This is a genomic window from Agrobacterium sp. V1 (genome assembly GCF_030518355.1).
GTDB classification, from domain to species: domain Bacteria; phylum Pseudomonadota; class Alphaproteobacteria; order Rhizobiales; family Rhizobiaceae; genus Agrobacterium; species Agrobacterium cucumeris.
In genome coordinates this window covers 1,152,225-1,172,497 of record NZ_JAULSF010000001.1, presented here as the reverse complement: position 1 = coordinate 1,172,497, position 20,273 = coordinate 1,152,225, and the positions used below count along the sequence as shown (strand labels likewise).

General features: G+C 58.5%; 15 protein-coding genes and 1 riboswitch. Of the genes, 11 read left to right on the top strand and 4 right to left on the bottom strand.

What is annotated here, in order from left to right:
- The first annotated feature begins 7 nt into the window (after positions 1–7).
- From QSV77_RS05720 to QSV77_RS05700, 5 genes are read left to right on the top strand one after another with little or no spacing between them, the layout of a single operon-like run.
- Positions 8–4,171: a beta-ketoacyl synthase N-terminal-like domain-containing protein gene (locus QSV77_RS05720; RefSeq protein ID WP_302732806.1), complete on the top strand. Its 4,164-nt coding sequence runs from the start codon at positions 8–10 to the stop codon at positions 4,169–4,171.
- Positions 4,168–5,865: a PfaD family polyunsaturated fatty acid/polyketide biosynthesis protein gene (locus tag QSV77_RS05715; RefSeq protein WP_302732805.1), complete on the top strand. Its 1,698-nt coding sequence runs from the start codon at positions 4,168–4,170 to the stop codon at positions 5,863–5,865. The genes QSV77_RS05720 and QSV77_RS05715 overlap by 4 nt, the downstream gene beginning before the upstream one ends.
- Complete coding sequence (locus QSV77_RS05710; protein ID WP_205125313.1) at positions 5,862–7,226, top strand: aspartate aminotransferase family protein; 1,365 nt, start codon at positions 5,862–5,864, stop codon at positions 7,224–7,226. The genes QSV77_RS05715 and QSV77_RS05710 overlap by 4 nt, the downstream gene beginning before the upstream one ends.
- Complete coding sequence (locus QSV77_RS05705; RefSeq protein WP_269699570.1) at positions 7,223–7,990, top strand: SDR family NAD(P)-dependent oxidoreductase; 768 nt, start codon at positions 7,223–7,225, stop codon at positions 7,988–7,990. The genes QSV77_RS05710 and QSV77_RS05705 overlap by 4 nt, the downstream gene beginning before the upstream one ends.
- 13 nt (positions 7,991–8,003) lie before the next feature.
- Positions 8,004–9,233 carry a thioester reductase domain-containing protein gene (locus QSV77_RS05700; protein ID WP_302732804.1) on the top strand — a complete coding sequence of 410 codons (1,230 nt, stop codon included), beginning with the start codon at positions 8,004–8,006 and terminating at the stop codon, positions 9,231–9,233.
- 37 nt (positions 9,234–9,270) lie between these two features.
- Here QSV77_RS05700 and QSV77_RS05695 read toward each other — a convergent pair whose 3' ends face one another.
- Entirely contained in the window at positions 9,271–9,465 is a 195-nt protein-coding gene (locus QSV77_RS05695; RefSeq protein ID WP_302732803.1) for a hypothetical protein, read from the bottom strand.
- 120 nt (positions 9,466–9,585) lie between these two features.
- Here QSV77_RS05695 and QSV77_RS05690 point away from each other — a divergent pair, with 120 nt between their 5' ends.
- The 6 genes from QSV77_RS05690 (at position 9,586) to QSV77_RS05665 (ending at position 15,771) form a co-directional block, all read left to right on the top strand.
- Positions 9,586–10,473, top strand: coding sequence for a LysR family transcriptional regulator (locus QSV77_RS05690; RefSeq protein WP_302732802.1), 888 nt, complete (start codon positions 9,586–9,588; stop codon positions 10,471–10,473).
- A gap of 210 nt (positions 10,474–10,683) precedes the next feature.
- A riboswitch (cobalamin riboswitch) is annotated at positions 10,684–10,877 on the top strand.
- Positions 10,878–10,966: 89 nt separating this feature from the next.
- The gene (locus QSV77_RS05685; protein ID WP_302732801.1) at positions 10,967–11,758 is read left to right on the top strand and encodes a (2Fe-2S) ferredoxin domain-containing protein; all 792 of its coding nucleotides are present in this window, start codon (positions 10,967–10,969) and stop codon (positions 11,756–11,758) included.
- Between the two features lie 16 nt (positions 11,759–11,774).
- Positions 11,775–13,271 (top strand): ABC transporter substrate-binding protein, encoded by a 1,497-nt coding sequence (locus QSV77_RS05680; protein ID WP_302732800.1) that lies wholly within the window; start codon positions 11,775–11,777, stop codon positions 13,269–13,271.
- A gap of 6 nt (positions 13,272–13,277) precedes the next feature.
- On the top strand, positions 13,278–14,192 hold the full coding sequence (locus QSV77_RS05675; RefSeq protein WP_302732799.1) for an ABC transporter permease: 915 nt from the start codon (positions 13,278–13,280) through the stop codon (positions 14,190–14,192).
- Complete coding sequence (locus QSV77_RS05670; RefSeq protein WP_302732798.1) at positions 14,192–14,953, top strand: ABC transporter permease; 762 nt, start codon at positions 14,192–14,194, stop codon at positions 14,951–14,953. Before QSV77_RS05675 ends, QSV77_RS05670 begins: the two co-directional genes overlap by 1 nt.
- 44 nt (positions 14,954–14,997) lie before the next feature.
- A complete protein-coding gene (locus tag QSV77_RS05665; protein ID WP_302733892.1) occupies positions 14,998–15,771 on the top strand; it encodes a class I SAM-dependent methyltransferase in 774 nt (257 codons plus the stop codon).
- 203 nt (positions 15,772–15,974) lie between these two features.
- Here the strand turns inward: QSV77_RS05665 and QSV77_RS05660 are convergent, their stop codons facing one another.
- The 3 genes from QSV77_RS05660 to QSV77_RS05650 form a co-directional block, all read right to left on the bottom strand.
- Positions 15,975–16,910 (bottom strand): TniQ family protein, encoded by a 936-nt coding sequence (locus tag QSV77_RS05660; protein ID WP_302733891.1) that lies wholly within the window; start codon positions 16,908–16,910, stop codon positions 15,975–15,977.
- A 5-nt stretch (positions 16,911–16,915) separates the two neighbouring features.
- A complete protein-coding gene (locus tag QSV77_RS05655; protein ID WP_302732797.1) occupies positions 16,916–17,968 on the bottom strand; it encodes an ATP-binding protein in 1,053 nt (350 codons plus the stop codon).
- A gap of 62 nt (positions 17,969–18,030) precedes the next feature.
- Positions 18,031–20,268 (bottom strand): Mu transposase C-terminal domain-containing protein, encoded by a 2,238-nt coding sequence (locus tag QSV77_RS05650; protein ID WP_302732796.1) that lies wholly within the window; start codon positions 20,266–20,268, stop codon positions 18,031–18,033.
- Positions 20,269–20,273 lie beyond the last annotated feature (5 nt).

The following is a 20,273-nucleotide window of genomic DNA, read 5'->3' as shown; positions in this document are numbered from 1 at the left end:
GATCGCGATGGGACAGATAGCAATTACGGGGCTCGGATGCGTCTTTCCGGGCGCGGATACCCCGGATCGTTACTGGCGCAATCTGGTCGAGGGCAGGGACAGCACGTCGCCGCTCTCCGTTGCTGAACTGGGTATCGATCCAGCGCTTTATTATCATCCCGAGCCGGGTACGGCCGATCATATCTGCTACAACCGGAATGGCCACGTGCGTGACTTCCGTTTCGAGGCCGAAGGTTATCGTCTGCCGGCGAAGGACCTCGCCACACTCGACCCGCTGTTTCACTGGACCATGCATGCGGCGCGTCAGGCGCTTAAAGACAGCGGCGCATCACCACAGCGTTGCGGCCTGATCGCCGGCAATATCGGCATGCCGACTCATTCCGGCAAACGTCTGATGTCGGGTTTTTATCACCGGATTCTCGAGCCCTATCTGCGGGAACTGCTGGACCGGCCGGATTTTTCTTTCCCCGCCTATTGGGATACCAGCGGCCTGTCCGGGCTCAATCTCATGACCGGCAGTCACAATGCCACGATCGCGGCGCTGGCACTTGGTCTTTCAGGGCCGACCTATGCCATTGACGCGGCCTGCTCCTCGGCGCTTTACGCCATCCGCGTGGCCAGTTCCTATCTTCTCGACGGCAGCGCCGACATGATGCTGGCGGGCGCGGTCTGCCATGCGGACCATATCTATCTCGACCATGGTTTCAACGTTCTGCAGGCTTTTCCGACCGATGGCCGCTCGGTCCCCTTCGACCGGTCCTCGCAAGGATTGAAGGCCGGGGAAGGCGCCGGCATCGTGGCGCTGAAACGTTACGAAGACGCGCTGCGCGACGGCGACCGGATTTACGGTGTCATCGAGGCGATCGGCGTTTCCAATGATGGCGGCGCCAAGCACATGCTGCTGCCTGATCCGCACGGGCAGATGCTGGCGCTGCAACGCGCCTATGCCAGCATTTCGCCTGATATCGATTATCTGGAATGCCATGCGACGGGCACACCGGCGGGTGATCAGGTGGAGCTTTCGACCATTGAGCGCTTCTTTGGCGAAACGTCGATACCGCTTCTTGGCGCCAACAAGGCCAATAACGGCCACAGCCTCACCGCATCGGGCATGGCAAGCCTGCTGAAGGTGCTGCTGGCGATGCAGCATGACCTGATACCGGCGACGCTGCAAATAGAAAACCTTGTGACGACGCCCAAAGGGCTTGTGAAGCGCGATCATATCGTTCGCGAAAACAAACCCTGGGCGAGGGGTGAAAAACCGCGCCGTGCCGGCATCAATGCCTTCGGTTTCGGTGGCGTCAACGGCCACATGGTGCTGCGCGAGCATGTTGCGGGCGCGATGGTGCCGACGATTACAACCCCACCTACCACCACTCCGGCCGGAATTGATATTGTCGGCATCGCCATGGCCCTGCCGGGAACCGATAATGTCGAGACGTTTCGCGAGACGATAACGACCGGACGTCAATGGTTTCAGCCATTGCCACGCACGCGCGGGCTGGGTCTCGAAAAGCGCGCCGATATTCTGGCGCTGGGTGGGATCGGAGAAGCGCCGGCCGGCGGCTATATCGAGAGTTTCGATTTCGATTGCCGCCATTTCAAGCTGCCGCCGAAAGTCATCGGCAATCACCTTCTGGCCCACGCCTTTCTGCTGCCGGTGGCCGAGCGGGCATTTCTGGATGCGGGTTATGCGCTGGACGGGCAGAGGCGTAACATCGCGGTCATCGTCGCACGGGATGTCGATCATAGCTGCCTGCGTTATCAGGCGCGCAACGAGATCGGCTGGCAATTGCGCGACAGCCTCGACAGGGCGGGCATAAAACTTTCGGCAGAGCAGCTCGTCGGTCTGCAAGGAATCGTCAAGGACAGTCTGTTTCCCGAACCCTTCGCCGAAGGCATTACCGGTGGGGTGGGCAACATCGTCGCAAGCCGTGTGGCCGCGCATCTGCGGCTGGACGGACCGGCTTTTGCCCTGTGCGCGCATGAAAGCTCGGCTTTCAAGGGGCTGCAACTGGCGCGCTACATGCTTTCCGAGAATATGGTCGATGCGGTCATTCTGGCCAGCAGCGCCTGCGATGGCGGGCTGGAAAACATGATCTATGCCAACCCAAATCGCAGCCAGCCCGTGGGGGAAGGCTGCGGCGTGCTTATGCTCGAAAAAGCGGATGGCGGGCCGGCCGGACGCGCCTATGCCCGCCTTCGTGGCCTTGAAATCCGCCATGACACAACGCCGGGCACCACCTTCCAGCCATCGGCGGATGCCGTGGCCAATGTGGCGGAGGCCTGCCTGCAAAAAACAGGCGTTGCGCCGCAAGAGATAAGTTATCTCGAACGCTACAGCATGGCGGATGATGTGGAAGCCCGCATCGAGGCGGAGGGGCTTGCCAGGGTCTATGGCGCCACCGTTGCTGCGGACAGTTCAAAGCGTCACTACGGCCATCTTGGTGCGGCTTCCGGCATGCTGAGCCTCATCCATACCGCGCTGGTCCTGCATTACGGCCTGTCACCGCAGCGTTCGACGGGGCCGCAACTGGCGGCAATCAGTGGTATGGGGGTCGATCGGGCCTATACGCATATATTGCTGGAAAGCCCGACAGTGGCGCGGCCTCAGGCGGTCAGCGCTCCCGCGGGTGTTTCGGCGACCGATCCTTTGCTCGTAAGGGTCTTTACCGGGCGGGAGCGGACCATGGCCGAGATCATTCTCGATCCCACCAATTTTGCCCTGTTTGGAAAATCTCCACCTGCAATGCGGCCACAGATGTCCCCGGCAGTGGTGACCGAAGCTTTCGATGGCCCGGTCTCCGGCTGCTTCCCACGCCTGCCGCTGACCTGGCAGCAGCGGCAGGCGATCCGGAACGCGCAGACGAACCTGCGCTTCATGCAGACCGAGCAGGCGTTCTATCGTCGCTTGAGCCATATGATGTCCGGTGAGACGGTTAGTCCAGCGCGTGCCGCATTGTTCGATGAAGCGCAGTTGATCGAGCTGACGGATGGTGCGGTCAGCCGCGTGCTCGGGCCGGATTATGCGCTGGCCGATACCTATGCGGTGCGCACGCGCATGCCATCGCCGCCCTATATGTTCGCCTCGCGCATTACCAGCACGACGGCCAAGGCCGGTGCGCTGGAGCCCTGCCGCATCGAATGGGAACTCGATCTGCCCGCCGATGCCTGGTTCATGTGCGAGGACAAGGTTCCAGCTTTCGTGGCGCTGGAATCTTCACATGCGATGATCGTCGCCTTCACGCTTATCGGCTGCGATCAATTGTTCCGGGGTGAATTGCGCTATCGGGCGGTGGACAGCCGCACCTTCGTTTATGGCGAAATGCCGCGCGCCGGCGAATTGCTGCGCGGTCGGGTGGATATCAAATCCTTCCTCAAGGTCGGCCGTAATATTCTGGTTTCCTACGAATATTGGTGCCTTGCCGATGAGCGGCCCGTTTTCCGGCTGGAGGCGAATTCCGGCTTTTTCCTGCCGCGCGATCTGGAACGCTCAAAGGGTGTCGATCCGGCTCCCTTCCTGAAAAATGACGGTGCTGTGCGGCAACCCTTCACACCGCTGCTGAACTGCACGAAGGATCGTTTCAGCGAAGACGATATCGAGGCACTGGGCAACGGTGATCCGGCAAGCTGCTTTGGTCTTGACTACAGAACTGAAACTGCCGCGCCAAAGCTGTGGACACCGATGGCCAGAATGCTCGACCGGGTGGTGGATGTCGACCCCAAAGGCGGCGCGTTCGGCCTCGGCGTGGTGGTCGGCGAGCGCGACATCGATGCTGATCACTGGGCTTTCAAGGCGCATTTCAAGAACGACCCCTGTGTGCCGGGAACATTGCTGGTGGAAGGCTGCGAACAGCTTCTGAAATTCTACCTGGCCTATCTCGGGCTTTATTCGGTGCCTCACCTGAGCGGACATACGCTGACCGACCATCAATACAGCGCCAAGTTCCGGGGGGAGGTGAAGCCACAGCGCGATACGCTGAGGTATCGCCTGACCTGCAAGTCGATCGACCTCGCTTATGGCGAGGACGGTGTGACGCTGGAGACCGCATCCTTCGTCTTCGTCGCCGAGATCATCCACAAAGGCAATGTCATCGGCATTTGCGACAATCTCGGCGCCGGTTTTGCCCGTCGCCGCACCGACCAATCATCATGGGTGGCCGCAGCATGAATGAAAATCCGCACATCAATTCCACACCGCTTTTCCGGACATGGAAAAAACAGGCGGGTATTGACCCCACGACCATCGAGGCAATGGGTGGGCTTGTCGCTGATCTCGATAAACGCCTCTATGTACTCGAATTTGGTGGCCAGCGGTCGCTCGAAACTTCCTGTACCGACGTGGAAAAATGCCGGGGAATTGTACCCGTGCTGACACCCAGCCAACTCGGCGATCCGGGTTTCCTGCGCGATTACGGCGTGCGCATGGCTTATTATGCCGGGGCGATGGCCAATGGCATTCACTCCGAAGAAATGGTGATCGCACTTGGCAAGGAACGGCTTCTGGGTTTTTTCGGTGCGGGTGGGCTTGGCAGGGAGCGTGTCGCCTCGGCGCTGGCGCGCATAAGCGCCGCCCTGCCGCACGGGCCTTGCGGCGTCAATCTGCTGCATAATCCCGGCGATGCCGAATGGGAAATGGATGTGGTGCGTCTGTGCATCCGCCATGGCGTGAAGGTGGTAGAGGCTTCTGCCTATATGAACCTTTCGCCGGCCATCGTTTATTGGCGTGCGGCCGGGCTCGTTCGTAACGGGCAGGGGACTGTCGAAGCACGCCATCGCATCATCGCCAAGGTTTCGCGCCGCGAAGTGGCACAGCATTTCATCAATCCGGCTCCGGAAAAAATCCTTTCAAGGCTGGTCGAGGACGGTCTGATTTCCGCCGAACAGGCGGCGATGGCGGGCGAGCTGCCGATGGCCGACGACATCACCGTCGAGGCCAATTCCGGTGGCCATACCGATAATGGCGTGCTGAATTGCGCCTTTCCTTCCGTTGCGGCGCTAAAAGACGAAATAGCCGACCTCAGGGGAGAGGCATTCCGCATCCGCATCGGCGCAGCTGGCGGCATCGGCAATCCGCAGGCGGTCTATGCGGCTTTCGCCATGGGCGCGGCCTATGTCTGCACGGGGTCGATCAATCAGGCCTGCATCGAGGCCGGCACGTCGCCGCAGGTGAAGACCCTGCTGGGGCGGGCGAAGATGGACGACATGGCGATGGCGCCATCCGCCGACATGTTCGAGATCGGCTCCAAGGTGCAGGTGCTGAAGGGCGGCACCATGTATGCCATGCGCGCCCAGAAGCTTTACAATCTCTACAAGCAATATGACGGTCTCGAAGACATTCCGGCAGCGGAAATCGCCAGCCTGGAAAGCGGATTCTTCCAACGCTCCTTGCCGCAGGTCTGGGAAGAGACCCGGCAGTTCTTTCAGGCGCGCGGCAACCCCAGAATTATCGAGGCGGCGGAAACGCATCCGAAAAAGCGCATGGCGCTGGTCTTCCAGTGGTATCTCGGCCAATCCTCCCGCTGGGCGATTGCCGGAGAGAAATCCCGCGCGGTCGACTACCAGATCTGGTGCGGCCCGGCCATGGGCGCGATCAATGAATGGTTGCGTGGCAGCCCTTACGAGCCGGTCGAGCACCGCTCCGTCGTCGTTATCGCCGATCTTCTGATGCGCAACGCGGCCTATCTTGCAAGGCTCGAAGCGCTGAAAAACGCTGGCCTACCGGTGCCAGACGCACTCTACCGCTACCGGCCCTGGACGGAAAATCCGTTCGATCCTTCAACGCCGCCGACACGGCATCCATCCCCGTCAATCGGAACCGCCCCGGCAGCATCGCCGGCCAAACTGGAGAACGCACAGCCATGATCACAGATACGGACAGCAAGCTGACGCTGAAGATTTCGCGCGATTTCTACAAACGGCTCTGGGAACTGATGCCGGGCGGCACCCACTATAATTTCGGCGACGCCGAGCGCGCCTTCGTGGTGCCCTTCAACAAGGGCCGCAATTCCCGCGTATGGGATCTCGACGGCAATGAACATCTGGATCTCTTCTGCAAATTCGGCGCACTTTTCGTCGGCCATCACAATGAGGCCTATAATGAAGCGCTGATCCGCTACATGGAGAAGGTCACCTCCGTCGATACCTGCGATCTGGAGATCGAGGTGGCGGAACTGATGATCAAGCATATTCCCTGCGCCGAGATGGTGCGGTTTTGCCTGAGCGGTACCGAGGCGGTGCAGAATGCGCTGCGGCTGGCGCGCGGCTTTACCGGCAAGAACCGCTTCATCCGCTTCCATGGCCATTATCACGGCAATGCCGACAACGTCATGGGCTTCCGCAAGAAGGACAATCTCGATTTCCCCGTGCCGGAAAAATACCAGGGCGACATGCTCGATACGCTCGGCCGCGCCGAGGGCGTGCTGGAAAGCCAGAGCTTCATGCTGCCGTGGAACGACATCAACGCGCTGGAAGCCACCATCCGCCGCTACGGTAACGAGATCGCCGCCGTGCTGATGGAACCGATCTGCATCAATGGCGGCGGTATCTTCCCGGTCGAAGGTTATCTGGAGCGCACCAAGGAACTGTGCGAAGAGCACAATATCGTGCTGATCTTCGACGAGATCATCACCGGCGTGCGTCTTGGGCTCGGCGGCGCTCAGGATATTCTCGGCGTCACGCCGCATCTCGCCACCTTCGGCAAGGCGCTGGGCGGCGGATCGATGCCGATTTCCGCCATTGCCGGCCGGCGCGACATCATGGATCTCTATACGCGCGGCAAAGTCATCCATGCCGGCACTTTTAACGGTTACCCGCTGGGTCTCGCCGCCATCAAGGCCACCTTCGATATCGTCGAGAAGGATCCGGGTTGCTATGACCGGATGCGCCGCTACACCGAACAGATTTCGGGCGTCTTCACCAAAGCGGCGAAGGCTGCCGGAATGCCGCTCGTCATTCAGGGCATGCCGACGGCGCTGGTCTACCATTCGCAGGAAGAGCCGGTGGATCGCTCCGAGGGCTATTCGCACAAGGTGAAATTCTGCGACATCATCATCCGCGAGGTGAGCAAGCGCCACGGCATCCAGTTCTCACCGCTGTCGCGCATCTATTCCAACCTCTTGATGAACCAGGACGACGTGCATTTCTTCGAGGAACGCATCTCCGATGCGCTCGTCAATGCCCGCAAGGTCATGGAAATCGCCTTCAAGGACGAGGAAGTCGCGTGAGCCAGCAAATTGCGGTCGTGACCGGTGCTTCAGGCGGCTTCGGCGCCGCCATTACCCTTGCGTTGCTCGATGTTGGTTATGCGGTAGCGGCTGTTGATATCGACGTTACCGCGCTGCAACGCCTTGAACAGGAGATCGGAAAACCCGGGCACCTTGGCGTTTTCGCCATGGATGTCACCGATCATGGCAGCGTCGAGCAGGCATCGGGTGCCATTGCCGAGAAAATGGGTTTGCCGGTGACCGTACTGGTCAACAATGCCGGCATTCTTGATCGCACCTATTGCGTCAACGACCGCAGCCAGACGCAGTCCCGCAAGGTCATCGACGTCAACCTTGCGGGTGCGTTCAACTGCACGGGTGTCTTTACGCGCTCGATGGTCCGCCAGCGTTACGGGCGGGTCATCAATATCGCCTCGATTGCCGGCATCTGGGGGGCAGGGGGTGGGGCGGCTTATGCCGCCTCCAAGGCCGGTCTCATCAAGGCTTCGGAATCCTGGGCGCAGGAACTCGGACAGTTCAACATCAGCGTCACGGCGATTGCGCCGGGCATCTGCAAGACCAACATGTCCAAACCCTTCGAACAGGAAGGCATCAACGACACGGTGGCCGATGAACGTCTGGTGCGCTCGATCGTCCCGGTCGGACGCTGGGGCACGCCTGATGATGTGGCGGAAGTGGTGACGTTTCTGGCCACCTGCAAAACCAATTACCTCAATGCCGCAGTGATCCCGATGGATGGCGGCATGCGGGTCGGAACGCTCTAAACGGAGATCGGCGATGACTTACGATAACGGCGTGGACAATATTCTGCTGACCGGCGCCACCGGCGTCATGGGCGGACGCATGCTGCAGGAACTGCTCAACACAACAAAAGCCACGGTCTATTGCCTGGTGCGCGCCGCCGACATGGCGGAAGCGATGGGCAAGATCGAGAGCATCCTCTTCTGCTATGACGAGGAACGCAGCCTCAAGGGGGAGGCCGCCGCCCGCATCGTGCCTGTTCTCGGCGATGTTTCCAGATCGCATCTCGGCCTGCAAAGGCATGTATGGCGTGACCTTGCCGAAAGGATCGATCTTGCGCTGCATTGCGCGGCCAATGTCAATCTCATCGCATCCTACAGCAAGATTGCGCCGGTCAACGTCGGCGGTTCGGCCAATATGGTGGAGTTTTGCCTCGAGGGTAAAATCCCGTTGATGCATACATCGAGCTTCAGCGTCATCGGCGACAAGCTCTACGAGGAGTTTACGCTCTATGAGGATGCGCTCGACGTCGGCCAGCGTTTTCCCGACATGGATTACGAACGTTCCAAGTTCGAGTCGGAAAAGCTGATGCACGCCGCCGGGCAAAAGGGTCTCGATTTCATCATCGTACGCCCGGGGAACATCTGGGGTGACAGCCGTACCGGTCGTTATCCGCTGACGCAGACCAAGGTGAAGGGTATCTATTACGAAGCGGTGCGCGCCATTGTGGAAACCGGCTTCACTTTCGCATCGGATGAAGATTTCGATATCACGCCGGTCGATTACGTGGCACGGGCGAGCCTGCATCTCGCCATGAACTGGCGCGCGCACAACCGCCGCACCTTCAATCTCGTCAATCCGAAACCGATCGACTGGAACACGCTGGTGGAACAGGTGCGCGATTGCGGCTATGTGGTGCGCGAATTGTCACGCGACAATTACTTCGATGCGCTCAATCAGGGCCGGATGCTGCGGGAGGGTAAAGCCTACAGCTCGGTCTTCACCGATCTTCTGTCGATGCTGGGCAATGCCGATTACGTGCGTGACAGCGCCAGATACGACACCGGCAAAGCGCGGCAGGCGCTTGCCGGAACCGGGATCAACTGCCACGAATGCGATGTGATGCTGATGATGCGTTATCTCGACTACGCCTTCGAAAAAGGTTTCCTGCCGCTGGCCGGAAGTGGCTTTCCACTGGCGGAAATTTCGAGGACGGTTGCGCCGCGCGGTTTCATGGAGCGGCTTTACGACGCGAAGCTGGTTTAGATGCGAGTGCTTCCGTGTCTATCGGGTGCCCGGCTCCCTAGTCATGCAAAGCCGTGTCGCGCATGAGAGCGCTGTCCTTGTCCGAATGCGGTGATCCGTAGGCGACGGATGCGGTAACTGTTGCGTCGATTGCCGGCCTGTTGTCGGGGAGCGTCCTTGCAGCGAACACAGCAAGGACGAGCAGCGCCAGTCTGAAGGCGATGGCGCGGAGGAGGGCTTCTGAGGCGTCCATGAATTGTCGTTCCGGATCAATAAACTACGGCGACAATGATCGTTGTCCGTGACTTCGCACAATGCGGAAGATACAAGGAAACCCTTCGGATTATCCGAAGGGTCCGGACCGGAGGGGCAAATGCGCTTCGATTTGACCGACCTCCGCCTGTTTCTTCACGTGGTCGAGGCGGAAAGTATTACGCAGGGAGCAGACCGCACGGGCATGGCCTTGCCATCGGCGAGCGCGCGTATTCGCGGTATGGAGGAAATGAGCGGCGTGTCGCTTCTCGATCGTGGCGCCCGCGGGGTCAAAGCGACGCCGGCGGGGGATGCTCTGGCCCACCATGCCCGTATCGTGCTTGGGCAGATGGAGCAGATGAGGGGTGATCTGCAGCTTTATGCGCGGGGTCTGCGGGGGCAAGTCCGGATATTTTCGGGGCGGGCGGCAATGGCGCATCTTCCCGGCGCCCTTCGCCGATATCTCGTGGATCACCCGACCATCGACATAGACCTTGAAGAGCGCCAGAGCCCCGATGTGGTTGCAGCCGTTGCCGCCGGGCAAGCGGATCTCGGCATTGCGGCGGACACGACCGATACGGGAACGCTGGAAACACGGCCTTTCGAGATCGACAGGCTTGTTCTGATCACACCTGCCAGCCATCCACTCGCGGACCGGAATATGGTAACGTTCGCGGAGCTTCTCGACGAACCCTTTGTCGGCCTTCCGGCGGAAAGTGCGCTTCAGGGGCATCTGGCAACCCATGCGGCGCGCGAGGGCCGGCCGTTCAAATTGCGTATCCGTCTGGATAGTTTCGAAGATATCTGCGCCATGGTCAGCAGCGGTGTCGGGCTTGCCATCGTGCCGGAGGTCTATGCCTTGAGGTATCAGGCCGAATTGCCCTTCAGGACAGTCTCGATCTCTGATGTCTGGGCGCGCCGTCATCTGCTTATCTGTGCTCGAAGTTTTGCGGGACTTCCCGTGCATGCCCGCGCCGTGATCGATTATCTGACGGCGTTGAAAGGCTAGGTCGCCTGTCTTTCGTCGATTTGACCCACAGACATCAAACATTGTGGTTTCGCGTCCCGCCAGTCTCTCAGCCAATTCCTTAGAGGAGAGCCTTGACGGCCAGGTATTTGTCATGCTTAACGTTATTTTATAACGTAACACATCTATGAAGCTTTGTTGCGTGGAAATCAGACTACCCGTGCAGGCCGGTTGACAGTGACCGGCGGCAGTGTAGGGTCGCTCCGTCATGGTTCTTTCGCCGCCCGGCGGAAGCTAAGAGGGAATCCGGTTAAATTCCGGAGCTGTCCCGCAACTGTAAGCGGTGAGCCGATCGCCCACGATGTCACTGGCAGCGATGCCGGGAAGACAGGTGAGACGGCCTCGACCCGCAAGCCAGGAGACCTGCCTGACATCATGTAATTCCGTGGTCGGGGGGTGCCATGGGAATGATGGCTGTTTCCGGTCTTCTGCCGGAGACCCGTCATTTTCGACGCCGCCTCGTGAATGAGGCAATGTGACAGATAGTACCCATCCCACCCATCGCGAGCCTTCCGTGCCGGACGCGGTGCTGCTTGTCGCCAAGTCGGCCTTTGCCGCCGCGCCTCATCAGGACATGCAGCGGCTGGCAATGCAGGCCGAAGGGCTTTGCGGCGCTCAGACCGTTCGCATCGCCTTCACGGAGCAGGGAACACCGTCACTCCATGAAGCGCTGTTCGAGCTGATCGATGAGGATGTCGGCCATGTCCTGATCGTTCCGCTGATGCTGCCGCTCGAGCCCAGTTTTCACAACTGGATGACCAAGACATTGAAACGATGGCGGGCAGGCGACCTCCGGCCATGGCCGTCCCTTTCCATAACAGCAAGCCCCACATCGAGCAGCCTGATGGCACGCCTGCTCGAAGATCTGGCCGCAACGGCGCAGGCGCTTGACCTTTCAGGGCCTGTTCGCCCGGCAGGCGAAGGATCGCTGGTCCCGGCGCAGAAGCGTCGTGTGCTAGTCTGCCAGGGGGCGCCATGCAACTCGGCAGGTGCGGATGTGATCTGGGGTCATCTGCGCAACCAGCAGGAACGGCAGAAGCTTCGGATTGCAGGTGACGGCACCATGACTGCCAAGTCAACCTGTCTTGGCCCCTGCAACCTTGCGCCTGTCCTGCAGGTCTTTCCCGAGGGCACTTATTATGGTGGCGTCACGGAAGAGGCGGTCGATCGCATCATTGCCGAACATCTGCTGGGTGGCAGCATCGTTGACGATTTCGCCTACCACCCGACCGGCCGCAAACAGCGGCTTCGTAATCTGTCCGAATAGCATGAGAGGAAATAGAATGTCGGCAAAGAGCTTTTCACGTCTGGCCGCGGCCGGACTTGCGGCCTTGATCACGGGTGTGGGCGCCAGCGCTCTCGCCACCGAGCCATTGCGCGTTGGCGCCACCTACATCACGAGCGGTCTCGACCCGGCAAAGGGATCGAACGGCTGGGCGCTTGTCAGCCATGGCGTGGGTGAAAACCTCTTCACCGTCGATCGGGAAGGGCGGCTTGTGCCCGGTCTCGCCGAAAAAGCGGAACGCACCGGCGATCTCAGCTGGAAAGTGACGCTGAAACCGGGCCGCGCCTTTTCCGATGGTTCCCCTGTGACGGCGGCTGCGCTTGCCGCCGGTTTCGACCACACATTTGCGACTAACAAGGCGGCGCTGGCAACGGGTGGAAAGCTGGATTTCAAGGCTGCCGACGACCTGACGCTGATGATCACCACGGAAAAGCCGGTGGCTTTTCTTCAGGCGCTTTTCGCCGAATGGCCGCTAATCGCCTACAAGCCTGCAACCGACGGGAAGGCGCTGTTCACCGGGCCGTATCAGATTGCGGATTTCAAGGCGGATACATCACTGACGCTTACGCCGAACACCCATTTTGCCAATGCGGATGCCCGTTCCCCGGTTGATTTCCGCAGGTTCGGCGATGCGCAGAGCATGACACTGGCGCTGGAGGCGGGTGAACTGGACCTTGCTTTCGGATTGCCTTCGGAAGTCGTAAGCCGTCTGAAAACCAATCCGGATCTGACAATCAAGTCTTTCCCTGTCGGTTATCAATATCTCGCTTTCCTGAACACAACGAGGCCGGTTACCGCCGATATTAAAGTACGCCAGGCGCTCGATCTCGGCTTCGATCGCAGGGAACTGGCCGCCGCCATCAATGGTGGTGAACCCGCGACCGGCGCTTATGCCGCCTATTTCCCCTTTGCCGGGAAAGAGCAGCGACAGACCGATCTCGCGAAGGCCGAAGCGCTTCTCGACGAAGCCGGCTGGACGAAGAACGGGGCAGGGAAGCGTGAAAAGGACGGCACGCCGCTGCGCCTTCTCGCCATTACCTATCCGCAGCGTCCGGACCTCGTCACCATGCTGCCGGTGGTGAAGGCGCAGCTTGCCAGAATAGGCATCGAACTCGACACGAAGGTCGTTGAAAATATCCAGGACGTGGCTGCTGCCGGTGAATTCGACATAGCGCTCTGGGCGCAGCATACCGCACCGAACGGAGACCCGGCCTTTTTCCTCAATTCGATGCTGCGCAGCGGCGCCTCGCTCAATTATGCGAAATACGCCTCACCTGAATTCGATGCCATTCTCGATCGTTTCGCGACGGCTGGCGAGGCCGGCGAACGCGCCACGATCGCGCTTGATGCGCAGGCAAAGCTGTTTACCGACGTTCCCGCATCCTTCCTGGTTTCGCCAGTCTGGTATGTCGGCCTTTCGAAGCGGCTGCAGAACTACGAGCCGTGGGGTTCCGACTATTATGTCCTGCGCGGCGATATAGGCGAAGCGCGGTAAGGTCAGATGCAATTGCTCCGGTTCGGCATATATTCCGTGGTGGGAATGGTTGCGCTTTCATTCGCATCCTTCACGCTCATCGCATGGATGCCCGCCGATCCGGTGCAGATTGCCATTCGGGTGTGGAACCTGACGGCCACGAGTGAAACCGTTGCAGCGCTGCGGGAAGGGTGGGGCCTCGATCGCCCGCTCATCCTGCGTTATCTGCACTGGCTCGCGGATTTCGTGACCGGTGACTGGGGGCGATCCTTCCGCACCGGCGAATCCGTCTTTGCGGAATTTATCGAGCGTCTGCCTCTCTCGCTCATGCTCGGTATTTCCGGCCTTTTCCTCGCCATTGCCGTCGCCGTACCGCTCGGTTTCAGCGCTGCGGCGCGGCCGGGCGGCATTGCCGATCGTGCCAGCCGGGCATTTTCGGTCTTTGTGCAGGCTGTTCCCGGTTTCTGGCTGGGGCTTGTCCTGCTCTGGGTTCTCGGCGTCCAGCTGCGCTGGATCCGTCCGTTCGGAACCGACATCACGGCAATCGTTCTGCCCGTCATCCTGATCGCCTGCCATTCGGCCGCCGTTTTTGCTCGCATCTACCGCCGCGACATGATCGAGACCACCCGACAGCCGTATTTTCGCACCGCTCTCGCCAAGGGGCTTTCGCACCGGCAGGCGCTCTGGCGTCACGCGCACCGTGGCGCGTTTTATGCCCTGCTTTCGGCGGTGCGCTCGGAGGCGGGGTGGGTGATCGGTTCGACGGCGACCATGGAAATCCTCTTCAATCTTCCCGGCATCAGCCAGTTTCTCGTGCAAAGCATCGCGGTGCGCGACCAGATGGTGCTGCAGGCCTATGTGATGGTCATCGCGCTTTGGCTGCTCTTCATGAACCTGATCGTGCAGCTGTTTCAACGTCTTCTGGATCCGCGGCTCGCCTGATGCTCCGGTATATCGCACTTGCCGTTCTGGCCCTTTTCCTGCTTCTGAGCGCCATCTGGCAGCCATATGATCCTGACGCCGTGGATATCCTGGCCCGCCATTCCGGTATGACGGCGCAGCACCTGCTGGGTACCGATCATCTCGGCCGTGATCTTCTTTCGCGCCTCATGGCGGGCGGATGGCGCACCGCGCTTGTGCTGTTATCGGTCGGCACCATCGCCTTTACCGGCGGCACCTTGCTCGGCGCCGGCGCCGCGGTGCTGGGCGGCTGGCAGGAGAGGGTGGTGCTGCGCTGTTGCGAATTCTTCATCACCGTTCCGACGCTCATCATCGCCCTGACGGCGGCGGCTATTTTTGGGCTTACACCGATGACGGCCGGGCTGGCGCTTGGTCTTGCCGGCATTGGCCCGACGGCTCTGCTTGCCCATTCCCTCAGCCGGCGCGTGCTTGGGCAACCCTTTGTCCACGCGGCACAGGCTTTGGGCGTTCCGCCCTTGCGGATGGTCCTGCGCCATCTTCTGCCGAATATCCTGCCGCTGATGATAACCCATACCGGAAATCAGGCGGGTTTTGCCGTCACCGCCTATGCCTCGCTGGCCTTTATCGGGCTTGGCGCGGACCCTTCCAAACCGGACTGGGGCTCGATGTTGTTCGAGTATCGCGTTTTCATCTTCGATCATCCAAGCCTGATGATCTGGCCCGGCGTCGCAATCGCCATCACGGTTGCGACGCTCAATACCGTATTCGACACATCCGACTGATCATTTCGCCGGATCTCACAGTGCAACACACAAAGGACGACACGATGGATGGCGGCAATTTCGATCTCAAGGAGGAAATCCGCGACTATTGGTCCAAAAGATCTGAGACCTTCGATCTCGCCTTTGGACATAAAATCTCAGCCGGTCCGGAAGCCGAGGCATGGCAGAAACCGATCCGCGAGCTGATCGGCGCGGAACCGAAACGGGTCCTTGAACTGGCCTGCGGCACCGGCGAGGTGACGCGGCTGATCCATGATCTCGGCCACGATGTTACGGCGCTCGATTTTTCAGAGGCGATGCTGGCTGTGGCACGCGCCAAACATGCCGGTAAACCGAGGTTGCGGTTCATCATGGCGGATGCCGAAAACACCATGGAGCCCGACGCATCCTATGACGCGATCATCTGCCGGCATCTGGTCTGGACTTTGACGCAACCCGAACAGACGTTCCACGAATGGTTCAGGCTTCTCCGTCCGGGCGGCCGGCTTCTGTTTTTCGACGGCGATTGGGCGACGCCGAAACCGACCGGACGCATTGCTAGACTGCTTATTGCGCTCATCGATCGTGTCGTGGGCGAAGACAGGCATTATGACGGCGCTCTGGGCAGCCGCCACGCCGCCATCATGAAGGGACTTCCATTCGGTGGAGGGCTGCGGCCTTACATGTTGATGCCGTTGCTGACCGGCGCTGGCTTCGCGGAGATAAAACTTCATTCCCACGACCCAATCGCCAAAGCGCAGCGTAAAAAAGCCGACCTGCGCAACCGGCTGCGCACCTTCGTTTATCGACGCTTTATCCTGACCTGCCAACGTCCGTGACGTTGTCGCGAAGGCGTTTTCTGGTCCGGATGTAAAAACGGAACCACGTATGGCCCAAACTTCTCTTAAAAAGGCTTGATTTCCAAGGAAAACGGAAGGTTCGCGGCCCAAAACGGAACGTAGCGTGGCCTAATTTTCACTAAAATCCAGGCACAAAAAAACCGGGTCGAAACCCGGTTTTCCTCAAAGCGCAACGTCAAATCTCAGGCAGGCAAGTCGGACACAAGTTTTGGATATCGTTCACATACAACGCTTTCCAGGAATTTTGTCAAATCCAGATATCCTGGCTGGTCAAAGCGGTCGAGAAGTTCCCACGACAATCGGCCGAAGAACATAGAAGCTCGAATTCGATGACTTATAGGTTTTGGGGCGATAAATTTGCGGAGGACAGCTTTTACTGTACGTGACCCCTTTTCCACAATTCCAAACCCAATATCCGCGACTTCCATCCAGTCATCGGAATTATAACTCTCCAGATCAGGCTCGGAACCGTCCCGGATCACCGCTCCAAGAAGTTCGGTAAAATGTGCCGCTGCCTGGATGGCGAAACCGTCCAACCAGATACCTTGCAGCTTACCTCCACGGACACGGTTGATGACGTAGTTCTGGAGACCAGTGGGTGAGTTCGACAGGGGTTCATTCGCATGAAACTCAATGGTACGAATTATCGCACGCAATTGTGTCGCGAAGTCGGATGCAATCCTCCGGTCACTGGCGAGCCTGATCAAAGGAATTCCATGATCAGGGCAGGTGTGGACAAACTTCAGCATCCACTCGGCCCGACCGTAGGCCCGATGAAATGCGTATTTCGGGCCAATGTCATTGAGGACGCACGCCGGGCAGATGCGACACCGGTCGGTGTCGATAAACTCACGTGTGAATACTCCGCCATAAGTTTCGACGGTCTTTCTGAATTGTGCGAGCTGACTCAAATGCAATTGATCAGGCCGTTTACCGACAAGGTCTGCGAAGACTTCCATATCTGCGTGCCAACCTTTCGCAAGGCGGTCGAAGCTAAAGCCGAAATGCGAGGAGAATTCCGATGCAGACCCGATACCGTTCACAGCAGCAATGCGCGAGCAGTAGCTTGGCAGCGTCTCACTGGGCTGAATAGGCAGTGTCAAAGAGAGTTTGGCCATCGTATTCACCGCGCTCTCCTCCGCGACCCGCGCTGCTGATTATACCGCGCGGTGACCTGATTTTCCGATGCGTTGTAAGGCTTGATGTCCTCCCAATCCTTGGCCACAAACACATTCTCGACGTCATCACGACCGGTGTTGGTTTCGAAGCAGTCTGCAAAATGTTTGATAGTGATCACCTTTTCGTCTGCGTATATCGCAAGCTCAACGGCACCCCGGATCATTTGAACGATTGTGCCGAAATCCCTATCGCAGCCATGCATCAATCGTTGAATGAACTCCTCGTCCTTATGCAGAGATGTCTTCATCTCGGCATGCTCGAAGATGATCAGGCGTGTCACAACGGCCATCGTCGATGCCCCGGTAGAACCCTTCATTTTACCAAACGGAATCTTCGTGCAACGATTTGCCAACTGTTTCCTTGAGAGAAACTCTTCAAGCGGTGCGACACCAGCCAGGACAATACGGACTGGCCAGTCCGGCATCTGCACAAGGTTTTTGAGAGCGTTACCAATTTTGGTGATTTCGACCGCATTAGATGCATCCACCGCGTGTTGGGCTTCGTCGATCACAAGCCACATGACGCCATGCGCTTTCAACACATCACGAAACAGCTTCCACATCTCGTTTTCCTTGAGGCTTTGGCGAACCGGGTAACCCATCGCATGAAGGCCTTCGTACGCCAGCAGCCTTGGAGTGCATGGACTGGGCGCGGTCATCATAAGGAGAGGCCGGATCGTATTGCCATCTTCGTTCACGTAAGGCTGCATCATCGCACACTCAGCGGTATGCGTCAGAAGGGCAGTCGTTTTCCCTGCTCCGGATTCACCACACAGCGCCACAATACGACGCTTGTCTGGCTTTGCCATGTCGGAAATGCCGATAACTGCAATGCTCGCGATCATGGCGTCGAACGCTTTCTTGAGCGTCGCATCCCGTGCAAGTCCAATGTATCGGCCATTGATCTTCGCGATACGGTCTGCCTTCGCGAGCATGTCTGGCGGCATCATTGCGCGGATACGAGCGATTTCGGCGTTCGGGATTTGGGCAATATTCATGGAATTCTCCTTTCAAAGAGACAGGACTTCACGCTTCACAAGATGTTTTGCGAAAATCGTTCTCAGCGGTTGAAATCGGGGTTGAGGGTGTTCAGCCTGGAGGAAGTCGAATGACTCAAAGGTGCAGGTTCCGGTGCCGGTTCCGCTTTAGGGTCTTGGTTGATGCCGGACATGTCCCACTCGCGGAGGACAGTGGAGATGTCGGCCTCCTCAGCAATGGTATTCTCGTTGGCACGCGTTTCTTCAACGATGTCGATGGAATAGGCGACCTTCTTCTCAAAACGCAGGATGTCACGCTCTGTCAGAATGGCACTGCCAAGCTCAGCCTCGGCTCTTGCGATTTGCGCCTGATTGTGGAGCCACTCTTTTGTTCTGCTCACGATTGCCTGAGAGACCTGGGCATTCTTGCGATTGGTGAGACGCAGCCGGTCATTGAAGGCAAGCCACTTCCAGATACTCATTCCGATGAGATCGTCATGGACTGCCGGAACGGTAAGCCAGCCTTCCGGATGCCGTACTGAAATCGCACCGAGGTCGAAGCGATCAATGCGTACTTCGACCTCCAGATCGTCCTCACGGAACAGCTTCTGGAGCTTGCTGGAGGAATATTGAATCCCGAGAACACGAATACCTGAACGGGAGATTTTTCGGCGAACCGTGATCCCAAAAATGCTACGGCGCAGACGGGAAGAAAGAGGAGGCGCAGGTTTGTAGAATTTGTTCAGTCGCTCCCACGCCTGTCGTGGCGTTTCGCCATTCAATCCGGCATGCGGAGTATTATGGAAGACATCCACAACGAAGCGCATCAGAAGTTCTGCGGCTTGGTGGAATACAACACTGGCTTCCCCCTCGGCGTCATAATCTCCTTTTTCTGCAGGGGAGCCCCAGGTGCGACCCGTGAAAAAGAGCAAGGCTTGACGGTTCATGGTGCGGAAAAAACGCTCCAGAGTTCCACGAGCAGCAGCATCACCTGATTTCGGCTGAAAGAGGATGCCGCCCAAGTCATTTACAGCGATCCTGACTTCGTTACTGGCGTTCCAACTCGCGGAGTCCAGAGAGACTTCGCCGAACACCCCATGCTGATCCCAAGGAGTTTCGCATCCAATGCTTTTCGCGAGTTCAGTTTTGTCGCGCGTTACCATCTCCAGAGTGGATACTGCACTGGCAGTGTTGGGCGATGTATGGTGAATGCGCATGCCAACAATGGATTTCGTAGCCACGTCCTTCGCCGCAGTTACGTAAAGCCTGACACGGGCTACGAGTTTCTTTTCTTTTGGGCTGAGGTTCTCCCACTCTTCGGCCTGGATAAGAAGCGTTTGAAGGTCGATCCAGCATTCATCAAGCTGAATTTGTTCGAGCGGCCTGAGCACGTCGATACCTGACATAATCGAACGGTACTTTGCGGTGGCGTAGTCTACGCCGTGCTGACCCAGGTCGACATACGACGAGGGAAGTTCATGGATGCGTGCGCTGAACGTATCGATGTTCGGCACGCGCAATGTTACCATTACCTGGGCTCCCATCTCCGCATTTTTCTGCTCACGTTTCGCATTTTCTGCCTCGATTGCACGCGTGAGCAACTGGTGCAACTCTTTGATCGGGAGGCGATCTGGCGACGCGTACATCCACACGTATTCATTGATGTACTTCAGCTCCTCCGGAGTGAAATGGTCACGGCGGTGCTTTGCGCTACTATCGTTGCAGAGGGCTACCGGGTCGAAGTTCGATTTTTCCAAAGTCTCCACCCACCGGCGCAAAGTACGAGGTGCGGGCGGTGCATTAAGCTTTGGGGCCGTGCGATGGGTACGTCCGGCCGCTTTATGAGCTTCGTCGGATGCTTTCTGCAGGGCCTCTTGAGTGTCTTTCAGGTATTTCGTGAGTTTGGCCTCAGAACGGGTCACTCGCAGGGCCATTTCAAGGTCCTTTGTATCGTCTTCCGTTTTCAGGAAACGCAGACACCAGGCGTGCTTGAACAGGACGTCCTGCTGCTCATCAGGCAGGAGATTACTGAGAAGTTCCGTTCCTCCAGAGACTGTCTCGTTTTCGGGACGACGACGGTGAGGGAGATATCCCATGGGATCGCGCTTTTGCTGGAAAGCACGTGAGACCTCTTCAAATGTATAGAATTCGGGTGGGAGATCGTCATCAATGCGCTGAAACCAGTACCCAGAATTCGTGGTGCTCAGCCAGTTGTAGACGGAATGTTTGTATTCAATACGATCACCGCGATGGAAGTCATAGAGCTTTGTTTCATGAGCATCTGGGGCGTGCAAATGAGGGTGCCGGAGCATCATATTCATCGTTG